Below are 18,375 nucleotides of genomic sequence, written 5' to 3' on the forward strand. Positions count from 1 at the left end.
CACAGCGCGTTACACCTTGGCGTTACACGTTGCGCAGCATCTCCAACAGCCGGTGAATGTCCGGGCTGTCTAGGTCGCCCTCTGGTTCCTTGCGCGCGAGGAGCAAGTCCATCAGGTCGTTGTCGCTCAGATCGAGCAGGCGCGACAACGCGCCTACGTCTGCATCGGTGAGGTCATACTCGTATCTGCTGAAGAACCGTTCGAAAACGATGTCGTTTTCCAGCAGACCCCGCCGCGCACGCCAGCGAAGGCGCGCGCGACGGTGCGGGTCGGATTGATGCGAATCGCTCATCTCGACCTTAAACAGCGCGGCGGACCATCAGTTCCTTGATCTTGCCGATCGCCTTCGTCGGGTTCAGGCCCTTCGGGCAAACGTCGACGCAGTTCATGATCGTGTGGCAACGGAACAGACGGTACGGGTCTTCCAGGTTGTCGAGACGCTCGCCGGTCGCCGTGTCGCGGCTATCCGCGATGAAGCGGTAAGCCTGCAGCAGGCCGGCCGGGCCGACGAACTTGTCCGGGTTCCACCAGAAGCTCGGGCACGACGTCGAGCAGCTCGCACACAGAATGCACTCGTACACGCCGTCGAGTTCGTCGCGCTCTTCCGGCGACTGGAGGCGTTCCTTCTCCGGCGGCGGCGCGTCGTTGATCAGGTACGGCTTGATCGAGTGGTACTGGTTGAAGAAGTGCGTCATGTCGACGATCAGGTCGCGCACGACGGGCAGGCCCGGCAGCGGACGCAGCACGATCTTCTGCGGCAGGTCGTTCAGGTTCGTCAGGCACGCGAGACCGTTCTTGCCGTTGATGTTCATCGCGTCCGAACCGCACACGCCTTCACGGCACGAACGACGGAACGACAGCGTCTCGTCCAGGGCCTTCAGCTTGACCAGTGCGTCGAGCAGCATGCGCTCATGCTGGATCTCGAGCTCGTACGTCTGCATGCGCGGCGCTGCGTCCTTGTCCGGATCGTAGCGGTAGACTTCAAAAATGCGTTTTGCCATTTCGGATTCCTTTGACTCGGCTTAGAACGTGCGCGGCTTCGGCGGCACGGATTCGACCGTCAGCGGCTTCATTTGAACCGGCTTGTAGTCGAGGCGATCGCCTTCGCTGTACCACAGCGTGTGGCGCAGCCAGTTCTCGTCGTCACGGTGTTCGTAGTCGCTGTGCGCGTGCGCGCCGCGGCTTTCCTTGCGCGCTTCCGCCGACACCATCGTCGCGCGGGCCACTTCGATCAGGTTCTCCAGCTCGAGCGCTTCGACGCGCGCGGTGTTGAACACCTTCGACTTGTCCTTCAGGTGGATGTTTTCCACGCGCGCCTTCAGGCCGGCCATCTGGTCGACGCCTTCCTTCAGCAGTTCCGACGTGCGGAACACGCCTGCGTGCTTCTGCATCGTCGAGCGGATGTCGTTCGCGACGTCCTGCGTGTATTCGCCCGACGTCGACTTGTCGAGCTTCGCGAGGCGCGCCAGCGAGAATTCACCTGCATCGGCCGGCAGCGGCTTGTGTTCCTTCTGGTTCTTCACGTGCTCGACGATGTGGTTGCCGGCCGCACGGCCGAACACCACGAGGTCCAGCAGCGAATTCGTGCCGAGGCGGTTCGCGCCGTGCACGGACACGCACGAGCACTCGCCCACTGCGTAGAAACCGTTGACCGGATCCTTGTGGCCGCGCGACGTGCCGACGACCTGACCGTGGATGTTGGTCGGGATGCCGCCCATCTGGTAGTGGATCGTCGGGACGACCGGGATCGGTTCCTTGATCGCGTCGACGTTCGCGAACTTCAGCGCGATTTCGCGGATCGACGGCAGACGCTTCATGATCGTCTCGGCGCCGATGTGCGACAGGTCGAGCAGCACGTGATCCTTGTTCGGACCGACGCCGCGACCTTCCTTGATTTCCTGGTCCATCGAACGCGACACGAAGTCACGCGGCGCCAGATCCTTCAGCGTCGGCGCGTAGCGCTCCATGAAACGCTCGCCGTTCGCGTTGCGCAGGATCCCGCCTTCGCCGCGCACGCCTTCGGTGATCAGCACGCCCGCGCCGGCCACGCCGGTCGGGTGGAACTGCCAGAACTCCATGTCCTGCAGCGCGATGCCCGAACGCGCGGCCATGCCGAGGCCGTCGCCGGTGTTGATGAACGCGTTGGTCGATGCCGCGAAGATCCGGCCTGCGCCGCCCGTCGCGAACAGCGTCGTCTTGCCTTCCATGATGTAGACGTCGCCCGTCTCCATCTCGAGGGCCGTCACGCCGAGCACGTCGCCGTCCGCGTCGCGGATCAGGTCGAGCGCCATCCATTCGACGAAGAACTGCGTCTTCGCTTCCACGTTCTGCTGGTACAGCGTGTGCAGCAGCGCGTGGCCGGTACGGTCGGCGGCCGCGCAAGCGCGCTGGACCGGCTTCTCGCCGTAGTTCGCGGTGTGGCCGCCGAACGGACGCTGGTAGATCGTGCCGTCCGCGTTGCGGTCGAACGGCATGCCGAAATGCTCGAGCTCGTACACGACGTTCGGCGCTTCGCGGCACATGAATTCGATCGCGTCCTGGTCGCCGAGCCAGTCGGAGCCCTTGATCGTGTCGTAGAAGTGGAAGTGCCAGTTGTCTTCGCTCATGTTGCCGAGCGACGCGCCGATACCGCCTTGCGCGGCCACCGTGTGCGAACGCGTCGGGAACACCTTCGACAGCACGCCGACCGACAGGCCCGCGCGCGACAGTTGCAGCGCCGCGCGCAAGCCGGAGCCGCCCGCGCCGACGATCACGACGTCAAACTTGCGGCGCGGGAGGGAAGTTTTGATTGCAGCCATTCTTTACACTCTCCAGAGAATCTGCGCGGCGTAGCCCGCACATGCGAGCAGCCAGACGATGGTCAGCGATTGCAGCAGCAGGCGCACACCGACGGGCTTCACGTAGTCCATCCAGATGTCGCGCACGCCGACCCATGCGTGGTAGAAGAGGGAAAGCAGCATCACGAAGGTCGCGAGCTTCATCCATTGCGCGGCGAAGATCGATGCCCAGCCTTCGTACGAAAAATCGTGCGCGCCGAAGAACAGGACGAGCAGAATGACCGTGTAGACCGCCATGATCGTGGCGGTGACGCGCTGCGCGAGCCAGTCGCGCAGGCCGTAGTGTGCGCCGACGACGAGGCGCTTCGAGCCGATTCGGTTGTTGGCTGCCATTTTCTTAGAATGCTCCGAACAGTTTGAGTGCCATGGCGATCGTCAGCGCGATCGAGACGACAAAGACGACGACGGCCGTCCGCTTGCCGCCTTCCTTCGTGACGGCGTCGTGGTTGACGTCCATCAGCAGGTGGCGAATGCCGGCGCAGAAATGGTGGAAGAAGGCCCACGACAACGCGAGGACGATCAGCTTGACGACGATGTTGGAGAGGAAGGCCTTGAAGACTTCGAAGCTGAGCTCGGACGTCAGGCTCTGGTCGAAGAGGAACAGCAGGAACGGCAGGAACAAGAACAGCAGCGCGCCGCTGACTCGATGGAGAATCGACAATATCGCCGCCAGCGGCATGCGATATTTCATCGTGATATCGCCGAATCCGATGTTCCGGTATTCCGGCCTCGGCTTTCTTACTGCGTCAGTCATGCTAGACCCCTACTATGTTGTCACACTAATCCGCAATTTTAGCGCCTTTTTATATCGCGCTGCAGCGAAAGTCTGCTCTGGATAGTTGCGCGAACAAGAACAAAGGCGGCCCGAAACGTGCTTCGCGAGCGTGGGGTACGCGAATGCACGCGGCCTGAGCCAAACGTCGTCAACTCAAGTCATTCTGATAGTAGTACCCGGTTGTGACATACCAGCCGCGTCGCACTTCCACCGGCCGGTCCCCGTACGTATAGGACACGCGCTCCACCGACAGCAGCGGGAAACCCGCCGGCACGTGCAGCAGGTCGGCCACCGCCGGATCCGCCGCGACCGCGCGGATCTTCTCCGTCGCGCGGATCATCCGCGTACCGAACTCCGTCTCGAACATCGCGTAGAGCGGCCCCTTGTATTCGCTCAGCCGCTCGAACGTGAGCCCGCGGAACATCGCGCCCGGCAGCCAGATCTCGTCGAGCACCGTCGCTTCGCTCTCGAACTCCAGCAGGCGGCGCACCTGCACGACGGGATCGGCCGGCTTCAGGTCGAGCTGCCGCGCGATCTCGGCCGGCGCGCGCAGGCGCCGGCATTCGAGCAGGCGGCTCACGTGCGGGTGCTCGGCACCGTCGTCGGCCAGCAGCCGCAGGAAGCGGAACTGCGCGCGATCTTCGTTGTGCGTTGCAACAAAAGTGCCCTTGCCCTGCCGCCGGACCACGAGGTTTTCGGCGGCCAGCTCGTCGATCGCCTTGCGAACGGTGCCCTGGCTGACCTTGTAACGGGCCGCGAGCTCCACTTCGCTGGGGATGATCTCGCCCGGCTTCCACTCGCCGGATTCGAGACTTTGCGTGATCAATGACTTAATCTGCTGGTATAACGGGCTGAACGTCGGCGACGCGGAGGCCGCGGGCGAGGCTGCGGGATCGCCCGCGCCCGGCTGCCCTGGGCCGCCTGCGCCGGTCTGATTCGCGGTGTTCGCCTGGTTCGATGTCATGGCGCGCATTTCATCACAAACCGCACTTTTTCGTCCACTCAATTTCCGCAAAACATCTGTCTTATATAAGACATATGATACCGTTTGACTTTGCGCGTGACGGCTCCTACACTCCCGGTCGAGCAAGGGTTCGCGGGTGCAACAGCGCGTCCCCGGCTACGTGCCACGGCCGTCTCCAGGTTCACCGCGTCTGCCATCGCGAGTCCTCCGCCCTGCTTCAATGCAACGCTACGCACAACGCGCATAGAATGGCGTTTTCGCTCGCGTCCAACGCTTCACCCGTCCTGGAGATTTTCAATGGCTAAGCCCGCAAAGCGCGTTGCCGTCACCGGCGCCGCAGGTCAAATCGCTTACTCCCTGCTGTTCCGCATCGCGAACGGCGACCTGCTCGGCAAGGATCAGCCGGTCATCCTGCAGCTGCTCGACCTCCCGCAAGCCCAAGCCGCCGTCAAAGGCGTCGTGATGGAACTCGACGATTGCGCGTTCCCGCTGCTCGCGGGCGTCGTGATCACCGACGATCCGAAGGTTGCATTCAAGGATGCAGACGTCGCGCTGCTGGTCGGTGCACGTCCGCGCTCGAAGGGCATGGAGCGCAAGGACCTGCTGTCGGCAAACGCCGAAATCTTCACGGTTCAGGGCGCTGCGCTGAACGAAGTCGCGAGCCGCGACGTGAAGGTGCTGGTCGTCGGCAACCCGGCGAACACGAACGCGTACATCGCGATGAAGTCGGCGCCGGATCTGCCGAAGAAGAACTTCACGGCCATGCTGCGCCTCGACCACAACCGCGCGCTGTCGCAACTCGCCGCCAAGTCGGGCAAGCCGGTCGCGTCGATCGAGAAGCTCGCCGTGTGGGGCAACCACTCGCCGACGATGTACCCGGACTTCCGCTTCGCGACCGCCGAAGGCGAATCGCTGCTGAAGCTGATCAACGACGACGTGTGGAACCGCGACACGTTCATCCCGACCGTCGGCAAGCGCGGCGCGGCGATCATCGAAGCGCGCGGCCTGTCGTCGGCAGCGTCGGCAGCCAACGCGGCGATCGACCACGTCCGTGACTGGGTGCTCGGCACGAACGGCAAGTGGGTCACGATGGGCATCCCGTCGGACGGCTCGTACGGCATCCCCGAAGACATCATCTACGGCGTGCCGGTCACCTGCGAAAACGGCGAATACAAGCGCGTCGAAGGCCTGGAAATCGACGCGTTCTCGCGCGAGAAGATGGACGGCACGCTGGCCGAGCTGCTCGAAGAGCGCGATGGCGTCGCCCACCTGCTGAAGAACTAAGCATCATGCGCCTTTGCCGGGCGGCCCTCGGGCCACCCGGTTCCGGTCCGGGCCGGCCAGCCGCCGGCCCTGCCGAACGATCCGATCCGCGCACGTTTTGCCGCCCGGCGCCCGCCGCGCACCGGCCCAGAACCTGCCCGAATCCGATTTTCTCCACGTTGACCCGCTTCCCTGACGTAGAAGAGATGGCCGTGCTCACTCCTGCACAAGTGCTGTACGACGGGGCGCCCCCGCCCGCGATCCTGCCCTGCTGCGATCATTACGCGGGCAGCGAGAAGCTGATGCGCAAGTCACTCGCGCTGCAGGCCGAGCTGGGTCCCGTGTTCGACCTCACACTCGACTGCGAGGACGGCGCGGCCGTCGGCCAGGAGGCCGCGCACGCGGCGCTCGTCGCCGACCTGCTCGGCAGCGCCGAGAACCGCTTCGGCCGCGTCGGCGTCCGCATCCACGACTTTTCCCATCCGCACTGGCGCGACGACGTGCGCATCGTGCTGCGCGCATCGCGCGTACCCGCCTACATCACGCTGCCGAAGGTCGCGAACGCCGCCGACGCGGCCGAAATGACCGCGTTCATCGAAGGCACCCGCCGCGAGCTCGGCATCGCGCAGCCGATCCCGGTCGACGTGCTGATCGAGACGCACGGCGCGCTCGCGCAGGCGGCCGCCCTCGCCGCGCTGCCGACGGTCGGCACGCTGAGCTTCGGGCTGATGGATTTCGTGTCCGCGCACCACGGCGCGATTCCCGATTCCGCGATGCGCTCGCCCGGCCAGTTCGATCATCCGCTCGTGCGCCGCGCGAAGCTGGAAATCGCCGCCGCCTGTCACGCGCACGGCAAGACGCCGTCGCACAACGTGACGACCGAGGTGCGCGACATGAGCGTCGTGGCCGGCGATGCGTGCCGCGCGCGCGACGAATTCGCGTTCACGCGGATGTGGAGCATCCACCCCGCGCAGATCCGCCCGATCGTCGACGCGTTCGCGCCGCGCACCGACGAAGTCACGCTGGCCGCCGAGATCCTGCTGGCCGCGCAGGCCGCCGACTGGGGCCCGACGCGCCACGGTGATACGCTGCACGATCGCGCGAGTTATCGTTATTACTGGTCGGTGCTGCGCCGCGCGCAGGCCACCGGCCAACCCGTACCATCCGAGGCCGCACCGCTGTTCGGCCCTGCCGCAGCGGGCGTCGCGCCGTGAGCGCGCGCCGCCTGTCGATACACGCGTTTCATGCATTCGTCGATGCGCGAACCGGACAGAGGTTTGCGAAACGACAAAAAACGTAACGGAGCCCGAAAACCTGATATATGCGCGGCCAAATAGGTGAAAATAGCGGCCGCTGCGCGCTTTCGGGGCGCGTGCAGTTTCAAACCGGCCGGCAGTTTCGATTGCCGGCCCTTGTCAACTGATTATCGAAAGGTTCTGACTCCATGAAGAAACTCCTGATCGCTACCGCCATCGGCGCCTTGTCCGCCACGATGCTGGTGTCGGCTCCGAGCGCGTTTGCCCAGGGTACGGCCACCACCGCGAAGAAGGCCACGGCCAAGCGCCCGGCGCCGGCCAAGCGCATCATCCCGCGCAGCAAGAAGGCGCAGGCACGCGCGGCGGCCAAGGTCGATCCGGTACCGGACGGCGCGGTCAAGTGGTCCTGTAAGGAAGGTCTGTCGTTCGACCTCGCCGGCGACATGAAGCGCGACCAGGTCGTCACGGTTCACTGGGCGAAGAAGAACTACAAGCTGCCGCGTCAGACCACGACGACGGGCGCCGACACGTTCTACGATCCGGCAGCGGGCTTCAAGCTGGTCGTGATCCCGACCAAGGCGATGCTGTTCTCCGACGCGAACGGCGGCGAGCGCCTCGCGGACGAATGCGTGACGCCGGAAATGGCGCAAGGCACGGCAGCACCGACGCAGTCGAACGAGCTGAAGCCGGCCACGAACTAAGCGCGTTTTTCCGCTCCCGGCCCCTCGATGTCCGCCCCGGTCTCCAACGTCCGCCCTGCTCCGGATACGGTACTCGTCGATATCGTCGACTACGTGCTGAACACCGGTATCGACAGCGCGCTCGCGCTGGAGACGGCGCGTCATTGCCTGATCGACACGCTCGGATGCGGACTCGAGGCGCTGTCCTACCCTGCCTGCACCAAGCTGCTCGGCCCCGTCGTGCCCGGCACGATCGTGCCGAACGGTGCGAAGGTGCCCGGCACGTCCTTCCAGCTCGATCCCGTCCAGGCCGCGTTCGGCATCGGCGCGATGATCCGCTGGCTGGACTTCAACGACACCTGGCTCGCCGCCGAATGGGGTCATCCGTCCGACAACCTCGGCGGGATCCTGGCGACGGCCGACTGGCTCTCCCGCACGGCCCGCGCGGCCGGCCGGAAGCCGCTCCCGATGCGCGACGTGCTGGTCGCGATGATTCAGGCCCACGAGATCCAGGGCTGCCTCGCCCTCGAGAATTCGTTCAACGCGGTCGGGCTCGACCACGTGCTGCTCGTGAAGGTCGCGTCGACGGCCGTCGTCGGGCGGCTCCTCGGGCTCACGCGCGACGAGTTGATCAACGCGGTCTCCAACGCATTCGTCGACGGCCACGCGCTGCGTACCTACCGCCATGCGCCGAACACCGGTTCGCGCAAATCCTGGGCGGCCGGCGACGCGACGTCCCGCGCGGTGCGCCTCGCGCTGATCGCGAAAACGGGTGAAATGGGCTATCCGTCGGCGCTCACCGCCAAAACCTGGGGCTTCTACGACGTGCTGTTCGACGGCAAGCCGTTCCGCTTCCAGCGCCCGTACGGCACGTACGTGATGGAAAACGTGCTGTTCAAGATCGCGTTCCCCGCCGAATTCCATGCGCAGACGGCCGCCGAGGCCGCGCTGCAGCTGCACGCGCAGCTCGCCGCGGCGGGCCGCACGACCGACGACATCAGCCGGATCACGATCCGCACGCACGCGGCCGCGATCCGCATCATCGACAAGCAGGGCCCGCTCGCCAATCCGGCCGACCGCGACCACTGCATCCAGTACATGGTCGCCGTGCCGCTGCTGTTCGGCCGGCTGACCGCGGCCGACTATGAAGACTCGGCCGCGGCGGACCCGCGCATCGACGCGCTGCGCGCGAAAACCGTGTGCGTCGAGGATCCGCAGTTCACGAAGGATTACCACGATCCGGACAAGCGATCGATCGCGAATGCGCTGACGATCGCGTTCACGGACGGATCGAAGCTTGCCGAAGTGGCGGTCGAGTACCCGCTCGGCCATCGGCGGCGCCGCGCCGAAGGTGTTCCGCTGCTGGTCGAGAAGTTCAGGACCAACCTCGCCCGCCGCTTCCCGGCCAAGCAGCAACAAGCGATTCTCGACGTGTCGCTGGACCAGGCAAAGCTCGAAGCGATGCCGGTCGATGAGTACGTCGACTTGTATGTGATATAGCCGTCAGATACAGGACTCTTTGTTTCCTAGCCTTAAACCCAGGAAAATCACCATGGCCCACAATCTCCACAAGACCCTCAAGGAATTCGACAGCGGTTCCGGCAAAGGCAAGTTCTACTCGCTGCCGCAACTCGGCAAGGAGCTGAAGACGAAGATCGAACGCCTGCCGGTGTCGATCCGCATCGTGCTCGAGTCCGTGCTGCGCAACTACGACGGCAAGAAAATCACCGAAGAGCACATCGAGCAGCTCGCGAACTGGAAGCCGACCGCGAAGCGCGTCGACGAGATTCCGTTCGTCGTGTCGCGCGTCGTGCTGCAGGATTTCACGGGCGTGCCGCTGCTCGCCGACATCGCGGCCATGCGCGGCGTCGCCGAGCGTACGGGCAAGAACCCGAAGAAGATCGAGCCGCTGGTCCCGGTCGATCTCGTCGTCGACCACTCGGTCCAGATCGACTACTTCCGCCAGAAGGACGCGCTCGACCTGAACATGAAGCTGGAATTCCAGCGCAACAACGAGCGCTACCAGTTCATGAAGTGGGGCATGCAGGCGTTCGACACGTTCAAGGTCGTGCCGCCGGGCGTGGGCATCGTCCACCAGGTGAACCTCGAGTACCTCGCGCGCGGCGTGCACAAGAAGGCCGACGGCACCGACACCGTGTACTACCCGGACACCCTCGTCGGCACGGACAGCCACACGACGATGATCAACGGCATCGGCGTGGTCGGCTGGGGCGTGGGCGGCATCGAGGCGGAAGCCGGCATGCTCGGCCAGCCGGTGTACTTCCTGACGCCGGACGTCGTCGGCGTCGAGCTGAAGGGCAAGCTGCGCGAAGGCGTGACGGCCACCGACCTGGTGCTGACGATCACCGAGATGCTGCGCAAGGAGAAGGTCGTCGGCAAGTTCGTCGAATTCTTCGGCGAAGGCACGAAGTCGCTGTCGCTGCCGGACCGCGCGACGATCGGCAACATGGCGCCGGAATACGGCGCGACGATGGGCTTCTTCCCGGTCGACGAAAAGACGATCGACTATTTCGAAGGCACCGGCCGCACGAAGGCCGAGATCGCCGCGTTCGAAAACTACTTCAAGGCGCAGAAGCTGTTCGGCATTCCGAAGGCCGGCGACATCGACTACACGAAGACGGTGACGCTCGACCTCGCGACGGTCGCCCCGTCGCTGGCCGGCCCGAAGCGCCCGCAGGACCGCATCGAGATCGGCCACGTCAAGTCGACGTTCACCGACCTGTTCTCGAAGCCGGTCGCGGAGAACGGCTTCGCGAAGAAGGCGGAAGACCTGAACACCCAGTACACGACGAGCAACGGCGTCGACGTGAAGAACGGCGACGTGCTGATCGCCGCGATCACGTCGTGCACGAACACGTCGAACCCGAGCGTGCTGCTGGCCGCCGGCCTGCTCGCGAAGAAGGCGGTCGAGGCCGGCCTCACGGTCGACCCGAAGATCAAGACCTCGCTCGCGCCGGGATCGCGCATCGTCACCGAGTACCTGACGAAGACGGGCCTGCTGCCCTATCTGTCGAAGCTCGGCTTCGAAGTCGCGGCCTACGGCTGCACGACCTGTATCGGCAACGCGGGCGACCTGACGCCGGAACTGAACGAAGCGATCACGAAGAACGACATCGTCGCGGCGGCCGTGCTGTCGGGCAACCGTAACTTCGAAGCACGTATCCACCCGAATATCCGCGCGAACTTCCTCGCGTCGCCGCCGCTCGTCGTCGCGTACGCGATCGCCGGCAACATCACGCGCGACCTGATGACCGAGCCGGTCGGCAAGGGCAAGGGCGGCCGCGACATCTACCTCGGCGACATCTGGCCGACGAGCGACGAAATCCACGCGCTGCTCAAGTTCGCGCTCGACCCGAAGAAGTTCGAGGACAACTACTCGAAGCTGACCAAGAAGGGCGACCTCTGGAGCAAGATCGAGGGTGAGACGGGCGAGGTCTACGACTGGCCGAAGTCGACGTATATCGCCGAGCCGCCGTTCTTCGGCAACGACTTCTCGATGGAGCCGGCTGCATCGATCCCGACGGTCAAGGGCGCGCGCGCCCTGGGCATCTTCGGCGACTCGGTCACGACCGACCACATCAGCCCGGCAGGCTCGATCAAGGAAGATTCGCCGGCCGGCAAGTGGCTGAAGGAAAACGGCGTGCAGAAGGCCGACTTCAACAGCTACGGCTCGCGCCGCGGCAACCACGACGTGATGATGCGCGGCACGTTCGCGAACGTCCGGATCAAGAACCTGATGATCCCGGCGAAGGCGGACGGTACGCGCGTCGAAGGCGGCCTGACGATCCACCAGCCGAGCGGCGAACAGCAGTCGATCTACGACGCGGCCATGCAATACGTGGCCGCCGGCACGCCGACCGTCGTGTTCGCGGGCGAAGAGTACGGTACGGGCTCGTCGCGCGACTGGGCCGCGAAGGGCACGCAACTGCTCGGCGTGAAGGCCGTGATCGCACGCAGCTTCGAGCGGATCCACCGCTCGAACCTGGTCGGCATGGGCGTGCTGCCGCTGCAGTTCAAGGGCTCGGACAGCGTCCAGTCGCTCGGCATCACCGGTGAAGAGACGTACGACATCGAAGGCCTCGGCGACGACTTCAAGCCGCAGCAGGACGTCACGCTCGTGATCCATCGCAAGAACGGCGAAACGCAGCGCGTGCCGGTACTGCTGCGCATCGATACGCCGATCGAAGTCGATTACTACAAGCACGGCGGGATTCTGCCGTTCGTGCTGCGCTCGCTGCTCGCAGCGTAAGCGCCCTGCTTTTGCAGGTGCCGCAGCCGCCTCGCGGCGGTTGCGGCCGATTTGGATGCCCGACCTCGTGTCGGGCTTTTTTTCGTGCACCGGTCGGTGTGCGGCCGGCGCAGCGCCGATCGCACGGCGGCGGCCCGCTTTCGCGCGACGTCACCCGCCGGTATCCGGCTCGCGCGTCACGCCGCCTTGCTGCTTCGCACCTTCGCGCCCGCGGAGGAACCCGATCGCGCGTTCTTCTTCAGATGCGTGCGGTTGTATTCGATCGCCGCGCGCACAAGGTTCTTCAATGCCCGCTTGTCGATCCTGTCGCCTTCGAAGAAATCGATCGCCCGCCGCGCATTGCCGTCGAGACCGTCGTTGAACAGCTGGTCGGGATCGGGCAGTTTCGCGCCGTGCATGAAAGTCAGCTTCACCTTGCCCTTGTGCGCGTTCGCCACTGCGATCATCCCGTTGCACGACCATACGGGGCTGCCCATCCATTTCCATTCCTCGACGATGCCCGCTTGCGCGTCGAGGATCGTCTGGCGCAGGTCCGCGAAAGTCTTGCCGCGCCAGTCGGCGATGCCGGCGATCAGCGCGTCGATGCGCGCCGACGGCGTGAGATCGGTTGTACTCATGCGCGGGCCTCCGTGCCTTCATCGGGATCGGGACGCGCCAGCACCTGTTCGAGCGACGCGAAGAACTGTGCCCACCCGTGCTGCGCACCGCGGTACGCCTGCTCCTGGTCCGTGCGGAAGCCGGCCTGCTCCATCCGCAACAGCGTGCCGCGCGGCGTCGGCGTGAGCGTCCACGTCACGACGCTTTCGAGGCCATAGGCGGCCCATGTATAGGACAGCACGCGCTGCGGCTCGATCGTCAGGACCGTGCAGTCGACCGAGCCCCAGTCCGCGCGAAAGGTGAATGCACGGCCCGCGACGGGCTCGAAGTCGCTCTGCATCAGCCACGCCTCGATCAGGTGCGGTTGCGTGAGCGCACGCCAGATCTTCTCCGGCGGATGCGGCAGCTCGCGGTCGACGACGACGGAGCGCGTTTCGGTAGAGGCTTGGTTCATTGATCCATCCTTTTGAGCAGATCTTCGAGGGCATCGAACCGGCGCTGCCAGAAGCCCGCCATCTGGCTCGTCCAGTCGATCAACGGGGCCAGCGCCTGCGGCTGCGCGCTGTAGTGCGTCTGCCGGCCTTCGTGACGGTCGTTCACGAGCCCGGCCTGCTTCAGTACGCCAAGGTGCTTCGACACGGCCGGCTGCGACACGCCCGCATGGGCGGTCAGCGCGGCAACCGTCAGCTCGCCCTCCGCGCAGAGCCGCTCGAACAGCGCGCGGCGCGTGGGATCGGCGAGTGTCCGGAACAGCGTGTCGTGGGTGTTCTGCATGTCTGGCACAATTCATAACTCGATGGTTATGGATTGAAGGATATCTGCTGATCGCCGTACGTCAAGGCGGGATTTCGCGAACGACATCGTTCGATCCCGCGCCACGGGTGCGTGCGTCGCACTGGCTCGAGTCGACACCCGATTAGAGCATTTCCTCTAATCCGCGATTGCGACGCGCGATCCGAAAGCAGCCTGCAAGACTGGCCGCTGGGCTGTTCCACAGTTCGGGAAACGTTTGGCTTCGGCCTGCCCCGTTCTTGTGCCTGCACGAAGCCGTTCCTGACGAGTCGCTTCCAATGACCACATAGTGCGATACGGCGTGCGGCCATTGACACGCACACGCCACGCAACCGCGCGGCGCGCCCTTCCAGGCCCGCGCACATTCCGATGCTGCAACGAACGACGCGTGCGTGTGAGCGACGCGCGTGGCCGTGCCGTCGTGCCGCGAACCGGTTCCGCCCACGGCGCCCGCCATTGCCAGCGTGAACGACGCCGCGCGCGCACGCATGCGCCCAGTTGTCAGAACTGACAGCTATGGAAACTGGCAGCTACCCGAACGGCACCGAGGCCCTACGCTCGTCACCGCTCGCGGCCCCACAAGGGCCGGGGGTTCCAGTAACGTCGCCTCTCCTAAAAAAGGACTCCCGATGAAAAGGAACGCCTGGTTTGCCCTTCCCCTTCCGTCGCCCCGCCGCCTGGCGTGCGTGGCACCACTCGTGTTCGCCGCCGCTGCGGCGCATGCGACGACGGATTGGGTCGATACCCACACGAAGGCCTTTCTGACCGGCCCGCAGTTGATGGCGCGCAGTGCGGCGCCGTCGCTCGAACTGGCAGCCGGTGAAACGACCAACGTCGTCGTCAGCCTGAAGCTGCGCAACGCCACGCAGCTCAAGCAACTGGCGCGCGACGTGAACCGGCCCGGCAGCGCGCATTACCGCCAGTACCTGACGCACGAGCAATTCCTCGCGAACTACGCGCCGACCGACGCGCAGGTGAAGTCGGTCGTCGACTATCTGCACAAGAGCGGCTTCACGAATGTCGAGGTCGCGCCGAACCGGCTGCTGGTCTCCGCCAGCGGCACGGCCGGCACGGTGAAGGCTGCGTTCAACACGTCGCTCGTGCACTTCGAGTACGCGGGCCGCTCGGGCTTCGCCAACACGTCGACCGCGCAGGTGCCGCGCGCACTCGGCGACGTCGTCGGCTCGGTGCTCGGGCTGCAAAGTGTCGCGCGTGCGCGGCCGATGCTGCGCATCGGCAACGTCGCGAAGCCGCAGGCACTCGCCGCCGGCACGGCCACCGGCCACTATCCGAAGGAATTCCCGGGCCTCTACAACGCGACCGGCGTGCCGACCGCGGCCGGCGTGACGGTCGGCATCATCACGATCGGCGGCGTGGCGCAGACGCTGCAGGACCTGAAGCAGTTCACGTCGAGCAACGGCTACGGCACGGTCTCCACGCAGACCGTCAAGACCAACGGCACGGGCGGCAGCTATACCGACGACCAGGACGGCCAGGGCGAATGGGATCTCGACAGCCAGTCGATCGTCGGCTCGGCCGGCGGCCAGGTCGGCAAGCTGGTGTTCTACATGGCGGACCTCAACGCCGCCGGCAACACGGGCCTCACGCAGGCATTCAACCGCGCGGTGTCGGACAACACCGCGAAGGTGATCAACGTGTCGCTCGGCTGGTGCGAAACCGATGCAAACGCGGACGGCACGCTCGACGCCGAGGAACAGATCTTCACGACAGCCGCCGCGCAGGGGCAGACCTTCTCGGTATCGTCGGGCGACGAAGGCGTGTACGAGTGCAACAACCGCGGCTATCCGGACGGCGCGAACTACACGGTGTCGTGGCCGGCTTCGTCGCCGCACGTGCTCGCGATCGGCGGCACGACGCTCTACACGACGTCGGCCGGTGCGTTCTCGAACGAGACGGTGTGGAACGAAGGGCTCGATTCGAACGGCAAGCTGTGGGCGACGGGCGGCGGCGTCAGCACGATCCTGCCCGCGCCGTCGTGGCAGTCGGGCAGCAATCGCCAGTTGCCGGACGTCTCGTTCGACGCCGCGCAGAGCACGGGCGCGTACATCTACAACTACGGCCAGTTGCAGCAGATCGGCGGCACGAGCCTCGCCGCCCCGATCTTCACGGGCTTCTGGGCCCGCCTGCTCGCGGCGAACGGGACCGGCCTCGGCTTCCCGGCCGGCAACTTCTATGCGGACATTCCGTCGCATCCGTCGCTCGTGCGCTATGACGTCACGTCGGGCAACAACGGCTATCAGGGGTATGGCTACAAGGCCGGCACCGGCTGGGATCTGACCACCGGCTTCGGCAGCCTAAACATCGCGAACCTCAACCAGCTGATCAAGTCGGGCGGGTTCTGAGCGAAGCGTGAAGGCCGGCGCGCGGCGAGGGTTGCCGTGCGCCGGTTGTGACCGCCCCGCCCCCTACTCCGTCGCTGGCTCCTTCACGCGCTCCGACACGACCGGTGCGCCGGCCCGATGCGACGGCGCGAACAGCCGCAGCCCGCTCGCGACGCTCGCCGCGCCCGCGAAACCCGCGCCGAGCATCAACGCAAGCGTCGGCCCGTGGCGCCCCGCAATGCCGAACGACAGCGCGACCAGCGCCGCGCCCGTCGCCTGCCCGATCAGCCGCGCGGTCGCGATGATCCCGCTCGCGCCGCCGCTGCGCTCGGGCGGCGCGCTCGACATCAGCGCCTTCAGGTTCGGTGACTGGAAGAAACCGAAGCCCGCGCCGCACAGCATCATCCGCCAGCCGATGTCGACGACGCCCGGCGATACCGGCAGCGCGGCGAGCGACACCATGCCCGCGCTCAGCAACGCCAGGCCGATCGCGCCGAGCAGCCCGGGCGGATAACGATCCGACAGCCGCCCCGCGATCGGCGCGGCGAGCGCGACGATCGCCGACCACGGCGTCATCAGGAACCCCGTTTCGACCGCGCTGCGATGCAGGACGGTTTCGAAATAGAACGGCAGCGACACGAACGCGAGGCCCTGCGCGGCGAACGCGCAGACGGCGGTCAGCGCGGACAGCGTGAACACGGGCCGGCGGAACAGGTCGACCGGCAGCATCGGCGCCGGATGCCCGGCCTGACGGCGGATCAGCAGCCAGCCGAACGCGAGTGCAACCGCGGCCGACGCGAACACGACGGAAAGCGGCCCGCGCTGCGCGAATTCGCCGAGCGCGAAGATCAGCGACGCAAACGTGATCACGTTGAACAGCGCGGCGACCGGATCGAACACGTGCTTGCCGCGCGCCGTCTGCGGCAGCGACGGAATCGCCACCGCGAGTGCGAACACGCCGAGCGGTACGTTCACCGCGAACAGCCACGGCCATGCGGCTACCGACAGGATCAGCGACGCAATCGTCGGCCCCACCGCGAACGACACGCCGACGACGAGCGCGTTGAAGCCGACGCCGCGCCCGAGTCGATGCGCGGGAAACAGGCCGCGGATCAGCGCGACGTTGACGCTCATGATCGCGCTCGCGCCGAAGCCCTGCACGATGCGCGCGGCCGTCAGCATCGGCAGCGTCGACGCGAGCGAACAACCGAGCGACGCCAGCGTGAACACCGCCAGCCCCGCGACATACACGCGCTTGTGACCGACGATGTCGCCGAGCGACGCGAACGGCAGCAGCGTCGCGACCATCGCGAGCTGGTACGCGTTGATGATCCACACGGACGCGGCCGGCGACGCATGCAGGTCGGTCGCGATGGCGGGCAGCGCGGTGTTCGCGATCGCGGTGTCGAGCGTCGCGAGCGCGACGGCCAGCAGCACGGCGGACATCGCGCGCCAGTTGACGGCCGGCTCGTGGGCGCCGGCGGGGGAAGCGAATTCGGACAAGATGGGCTCGGCTGACGAGCGACGCGCGGCGTCGCGGATTGAGCGGCGCGGCGACGCGCGCTCCGTGCGGCAAGAACGGAACGCGCGGCACCGCGAGCCGTATTGTTGCAGAGCCGCACCGAACGTGCAGGCGGCCGCGCCGTCAGTCAGCGAAACGAAAGATTCGGCATGCCGCGTCGAACGAGCGGCACCGATGAAGACGCAACGAGCGGCGGTCTCGCAACCTGCAGGACGGCGCGCGGCCCACCGCCGTTATTTACGACACTGCCCGCCGCGCATTGCGACCGCGCAGCCATTCGAGCGCGAGCAGCAGGCTCGTCGAGAAGATGATCAGGATCGTGGCGAGCGCGGCGATCGTCGGGCTGATGTTCTCGCGAATGCCCGTGAACATCTGGCGCGGCAGCGTCGTCTGGTCCGCGCCCGCGAGGAACAGCGTGACGACCACTTCGTCGAACGACGTGGCGAACGCGAACAGCGCGCCCGACATCACGCCCGGCGCGATCACCGGCAGCGTTACGCGGAAGAAGGTCGACACCGGGCTCGCGCCGAGCGACAGGCTCGCGCGCACGAGGTTCTGGTTGAAGCCCTGCAGCGTCGCGGCCACCGTCGTCACGACGAACGGCACGCCGAGCGCCGCGTGCGCGGCGATCAGCCCCGTGTAGGTATTCGCGAGCCCGAGCGGCGCGAAGAACAGGTACATGCCGACGCCGACCACGACGACGGGCACGATCATCGGCGACAGCAGCACGGCCATCAGCAGCCCCTTGCCGCGGAAATCGGCCTTCGTCAGGCCGATGGCCGCGAGCGTGCCGAGCACGGTCGCGACGACGGTCGCCGACGGCGCGACGATGAAGCTGTTCTTCGCGGCCATCCGCCACTCGTCCGATGCGATCAGGTTCTCGTACCAGCGCATCGAGAAACCCGGAATCGGATAGACGAGGAACGTGCTCGACGAGAACGACAGCGGCACGATCGCGAGCACCGGCAGGATCAGGTACAGCAGCGTCAGCACGACGAGCACGCGCAACGCGACGTACCACGCGCGCTCGACGAACGACATGTGCGGCGCGAACAGCGGCCTGGCGAGTTTCATGGT

General features: G+C 66.0%; 17 protein-coding genes. 6 read left to right on the forward strand and 11 right to left on the reverse strand.

Translation table 11 applies throughout. From position 1 onward, the window contains the following. Nucleotides 1–22 precede the first annotated feature (22 nt). The 6 genes from DTA15_RS25440 to DTA15_RS25465 form a co-directional block, all read right to left on the reverse strand. Entirely contained in the window at nucleotides 23–292 is a 270-nt protein-coding gene (locus DTA15_RS25440) for an FAD assembly factor SdhE (protein WP_006487712.1), read from the reverse strand. Between the two features lie 7 nt (nucleotides 293–299). Then, complete coding sequence (locus DTA15_RS25445) at nucleotides 300–1,001, reverse strand: succinate dehydrogenase iron-sulfur subunit (protein WP_006479352.1); 702 nt, start codon at nucleotides 999–1,001, stop codon at nucleotides 300–302. A gap of 21 nt (nucleotides 1,002–1,022) precedes the next feature. Further along, nucleotides 1,023–2,798, reverse strand: coding sequence for a succinate dehydrogenase flavoprotein subunit (gene sdhA, locus DTA15_RS25450; RefSeq protein WP_006487772.1), 1,776 nt, complete (start codon nucleotides 2,796–2,798; stop codon nucleotides 1,023–1,025). Between the two features lie 3 nt (nucleotides 2,799–2,801). Continuing rightward, on the reverse strand, nucleotides 2,802–3,170 hold the full coding sequence (gene sdhD / locus DTA15_RS25455) for a succinate dehydrogenase, hydrophobic membrane anchor protein (RefSeq protein ID WP_006487767.1): 369 nt from the start codon (nucleotides 3,168–3,170) through the stop codon (nucleotides 2,802–2,804). Between the two features lie 4 nt (nucleotides 3,171–3,174). After that, nucleotides 3,175–3,591, reverse strand: a complete 417-nt coding sequence (gene sdhC / locus DTA15_RS25460) for a succinate dehydrogenase, cytochrome b556 subunit (RefSeq protein WP_012493208.1) — start codon at nucleotides 3,589–3,591, stop codon at nucleotides 3,175–3,177. A gap of 169 nt (nucleotides 3,592–3,760) precedes the next feature. Continuing rightward, on the reverse strand, nucleotides 3,761–4,585 hold the full coding sequence (locus tag DTA15_RS25465; protein ID WP_012493207.1) for a GntR family transcriptional regulator: 825 nt from the start codon (nucleotides 4,583–4,585) through the stop codon (nucleotides 3,761–3,763). 288 nt (nucleotides 4,586–4,873) lie between these two features. Between DTA15_RS25465 and DTA15_RS25470 the strand changes: the two genes are divergently transcribed. The 5 genes from DTA15_RS25470 (at nucleotide 4,874) to acnA (ending at nucleotide 12,045) form a co-directional block, all read left to right on the forward strand. After that, a complete protein-coding gene (locus tag DTA15_RS25470) occupies nucleotides 4,874–5,860 on the forward strand; it encodes a malate dehydrogenase (protein ID WP_006487742.1) in 987 nt (328 codons plus the stop codon). Between the two features lie 185 nt (nucleotides 5,861–6,045). Then, the gene (locus DTA15_RS25475) at nucleotides 6,046–7,053 is read left to right on the forward strand and encodes an HpcH/HpaI aldolase/citrate lyase family protein (RefSeq protein ID WP_006487717.1); all 1,008 of its coding nucleotides are present in this window, start codon (nucleotides 6,046–6,048) and stop codon (nucleotides 7,051–7,053) included. A gap of 230 nt (nucleotides 7,054–7,283) precedes the next feature. Further along, a complete protein-coding gene (locus DTA15_RS25480) occupies nucleotides 7,284–7,796 on the forward strand; it encodes a hypothetical protein (protein ID WP_006487782.1) in 513 nt (170 codons plus the stop codon). Nucleotides 7,797–7,823: 27 nt separating this feature from the next. Next, entirely contained in the window at nucleotides 7,824–9,275 is a 1,452-nt protein-coding gene (locus tag DTA15_RS25485; RefSeq protein ID WP_006487726.1) for a bifunctional 2-methylcitrate dehydratase/aconitate hydratase, read from the forward strand. 52 nt (nucleotides 9,276–9,327) lie between these two features. Beyond that, nucleotides 9,328–12,045, forward strand: coding sequence for an aconitate hydratase AcnA (gene acnA / locus DTA15_RS25490; protein WP_006493456.1), 2,718 nt, complete (start codon nucleotides 9,328–9,330; stop codon nucleotides 12,043–12,045). A gap of 176 nt (nucleotides 12,046–12,221) precedes the next feature. On the opposite strand, the gene DTA15_RS25495 is transcribed toward acnA, so the two are convergent. From DTA15_RS25495 to DTA15_RS25505, 3 genes are read right to left on the reverse strand one after another with little or no spacing between them, the layout of a single operon-like run. Continuing rightward, nucleotides 12,222–12,662, reverse strand: a complete 441-nt coding sequence (locus DTA15_RS25495; protein WP_006487774.1) for a DUF1801 domain-containing protein — start codon at nucleotides 12,660–12,662, stop codon at nucleotides 12,222–12,224. Next, nucleotides 12,659–13,096 carry an SRPBCC family protein gene (locus DTA15_RS25500; protein ID WP_006487724.1) on the reverse strand — a complete coding sequence of 146 codons (438 nt, stop codon included), beginning with the start codon at nucleotides 13,094–13,096 and terminating at the stop codon, nucleotides 12,659–12,661. Before DTA15_RS25500 ends, DTA15_RS25495 begins: the two co-directional genes overlap by 4 nt. After that, nucleotides 13,093–13,416, reverse strand: a complete 324-nt coding sequence (locus DTA15_RS25505) for an ArsR/SmtB family transcription factor (RefSeq protein ID WP_006493460.1) — start codon at nucleotides 13,414–13,416, stop codon at nucleotides 13,093–13,095. Before DTA15_RS25505 ends, DTA15_RS25500 begins: the two co-directional genes overlap by 4 nt. A 647-nt stretch (nucleotides 13,417–14,063) precedes the next feature. Between DTA15_RS25505 and DTA15_RS25515 the strand changes: the two genes are divergently transcribed. Further along, on the forward strand, nucleotides 14,064–15,797 hold the full coding sequence (locus DTA15_RS25515) for a S53 family peptidase (RefSeq protein ID WP_012493205.1): 1,734 nt from the start codon (nucleotides 14,064–14,066) through the stop codon (nucleotides 15,795–15,797). A gap of 63 nt (nucleotides 15,798–15,860) precedes the next feature. On the opposite strand, the gene DTA15_RS25520 is transcribed toward DTA15_RS25515, so the two are convergent. Further along, a complete protein-coding gene (locus DTA15_RS25520) occupies nucleotides 15,861–17,279 on the reverse strand; it encodes an MFS transporter (protein WP_006487759.1) in 1,419 nt (472 codons plus the stop codon). A 256-nt stretch (nucleotides 17,280–17,535) separates the two neighbouring features. After that, nucleotides 17,536–18,372 (reverse strand): ABC transporter permease, encoded by an 837-nt coding sequence (locus tag DTA15_RS25525; RefSeq protein ID WP_012493204.1) that lies wholly within the window; start codon nucleotides 18,370–18,372, stop codon nucleotides 17,536–17,538. Between the last annotated feature and the right edge of the window lie 3 nt (nucleotides 18,373–18,375).

It is taken from the genome of Burkholderia cenocepacia (genome assembly GCF_900446215.1).
GTDB classification, from domain to species: domain Bacteria; phylum Pseudomonadota; class Gammaproteobacteria; order Burkholderiales; family Burkholderiaceae; genus Burkholderia; species Burkholderia cenocepacia.

What these genes read in the sequence shown, in the direction of transcription:
- DTA15_RS25500 (WP_006487724.1), bottom strand. Translation starts at nt 13,096, where the DNA reads ATGAACCAAGCCTCTACCGAAACGCGCTCCGTCGTCGTCGACCGCGAG.
- DTA15_RS25480 (WP_006487782.1), top strand. Translation starts at nt 7,284, where the DNA reads ATGAAGAAACTCCTGATCGCTACCGCCATCGGCGCCTTGTCCGCCACG.
- sdhA (WP_006487772.1), bottom strand. Translation starts at nt 2,798, where the DNA reads ATGGCTGCAATCAAAACTTCCCTCCCGCGCCGCAAGTTTGACGTCGTG.
- DTA15_RS25465 (WP_012493207.1), bottom strand. Translation starts at nt 4,585, where the DNA reads ATGCGCGCCATGACATCGAACCAGGCGAACACCGCGAATCAGACCGGC.
- sdhD (WP_006487767.1), bottom strand. Translation starts at nt 3,170, where the DNA reads ATGGCAGCCAACAACCGAATCGGCTCGAAGCGCCTCGTCGTCGGCGCA.
- DTA15_RS25495 (WP_006487774.1), bottom strand. Translation starts at nt 12,662, where the DNA reads ATGAGTACAACCGATCTCACGCCGTCGGCGCGCATCGACGCGCTGATC.
- DTA15_RS25445 (WP_006479352.1), bottom strand. Translation starts at nt 1,001, where the DNA reads ATGGCAAAACGCATTTTTGAAGTCTACCGCTACGATCCGGACAAGGAC.
- sdhC (WP_012493208.1), bottom strand. Translation starts at nt 3,591, where the DNA reads ATGACTGACGCAGTAAGAAAGCCGAGGCCGGAATACCGGAACATCGGA.
- acnA (WP_006493456.1), top strand. Translation starts at nt 9,328, where the DNA reads ATGGCCCACAATCTCCACAAGACCCTCAAGGAATTCGACAGCGGTTCC.
- DTA15_RS25485 (WP_006487726.1), top strand. Translation starts at nt 7,824, where the DNA reads ATGTCCGCCCCGGTCTCCAACGTCCGCCCTGCTCCGGATACGGTACTC.
- DTA15_RS25470 (WP_006487742.1), top strand. Translation starts at nt 4,874, where the DNA reads ATGGCTAAGCCCGCAAAGCGCGTTGCCGTCACCGGCGCCGCAGGTCAA.
- DTA15_RS25515 (WP_012493205.1), top strand. Translation starts at nt 14,064, where the DNA reads ATGAAAAGGAACGCCTGGTTTGCCCTTCCCCTTCCGTCGCCCCGCCGC.
- DTA15_RS25505 (WP_006493460.1), bottom strand. Translation starts at nt 13,416, where the DNA reads ATGCAGAACACCCACGACACGCTGTTCCGGACACTCGCCGATCCCACG.
- DTA15_RS25475 (WP_006487717.1), top strand. Translation starts at nt 6,046, where the DNA reads ATGGCCGTGCTCACTCCTGCACAAGTGCTGTACGACGGGGCGCCCCCG.
- DTA15_RS25440 (WP_006487712.1), bottom strand. Translation starts at nt 292, where the DNA reads ATGAGCGATTCGCATCAATCCGACCCGCACCGTCGCGCGCGCCTTCGC.
- DTA15_RS25525 (WP_012493204.1), bottom strand. Translation starts at nt 18,372, where the DNA reads ATGAAACTCGCCAGGCCGCTGTTCGCGCCGCACATGTCGTTCGTCGAG.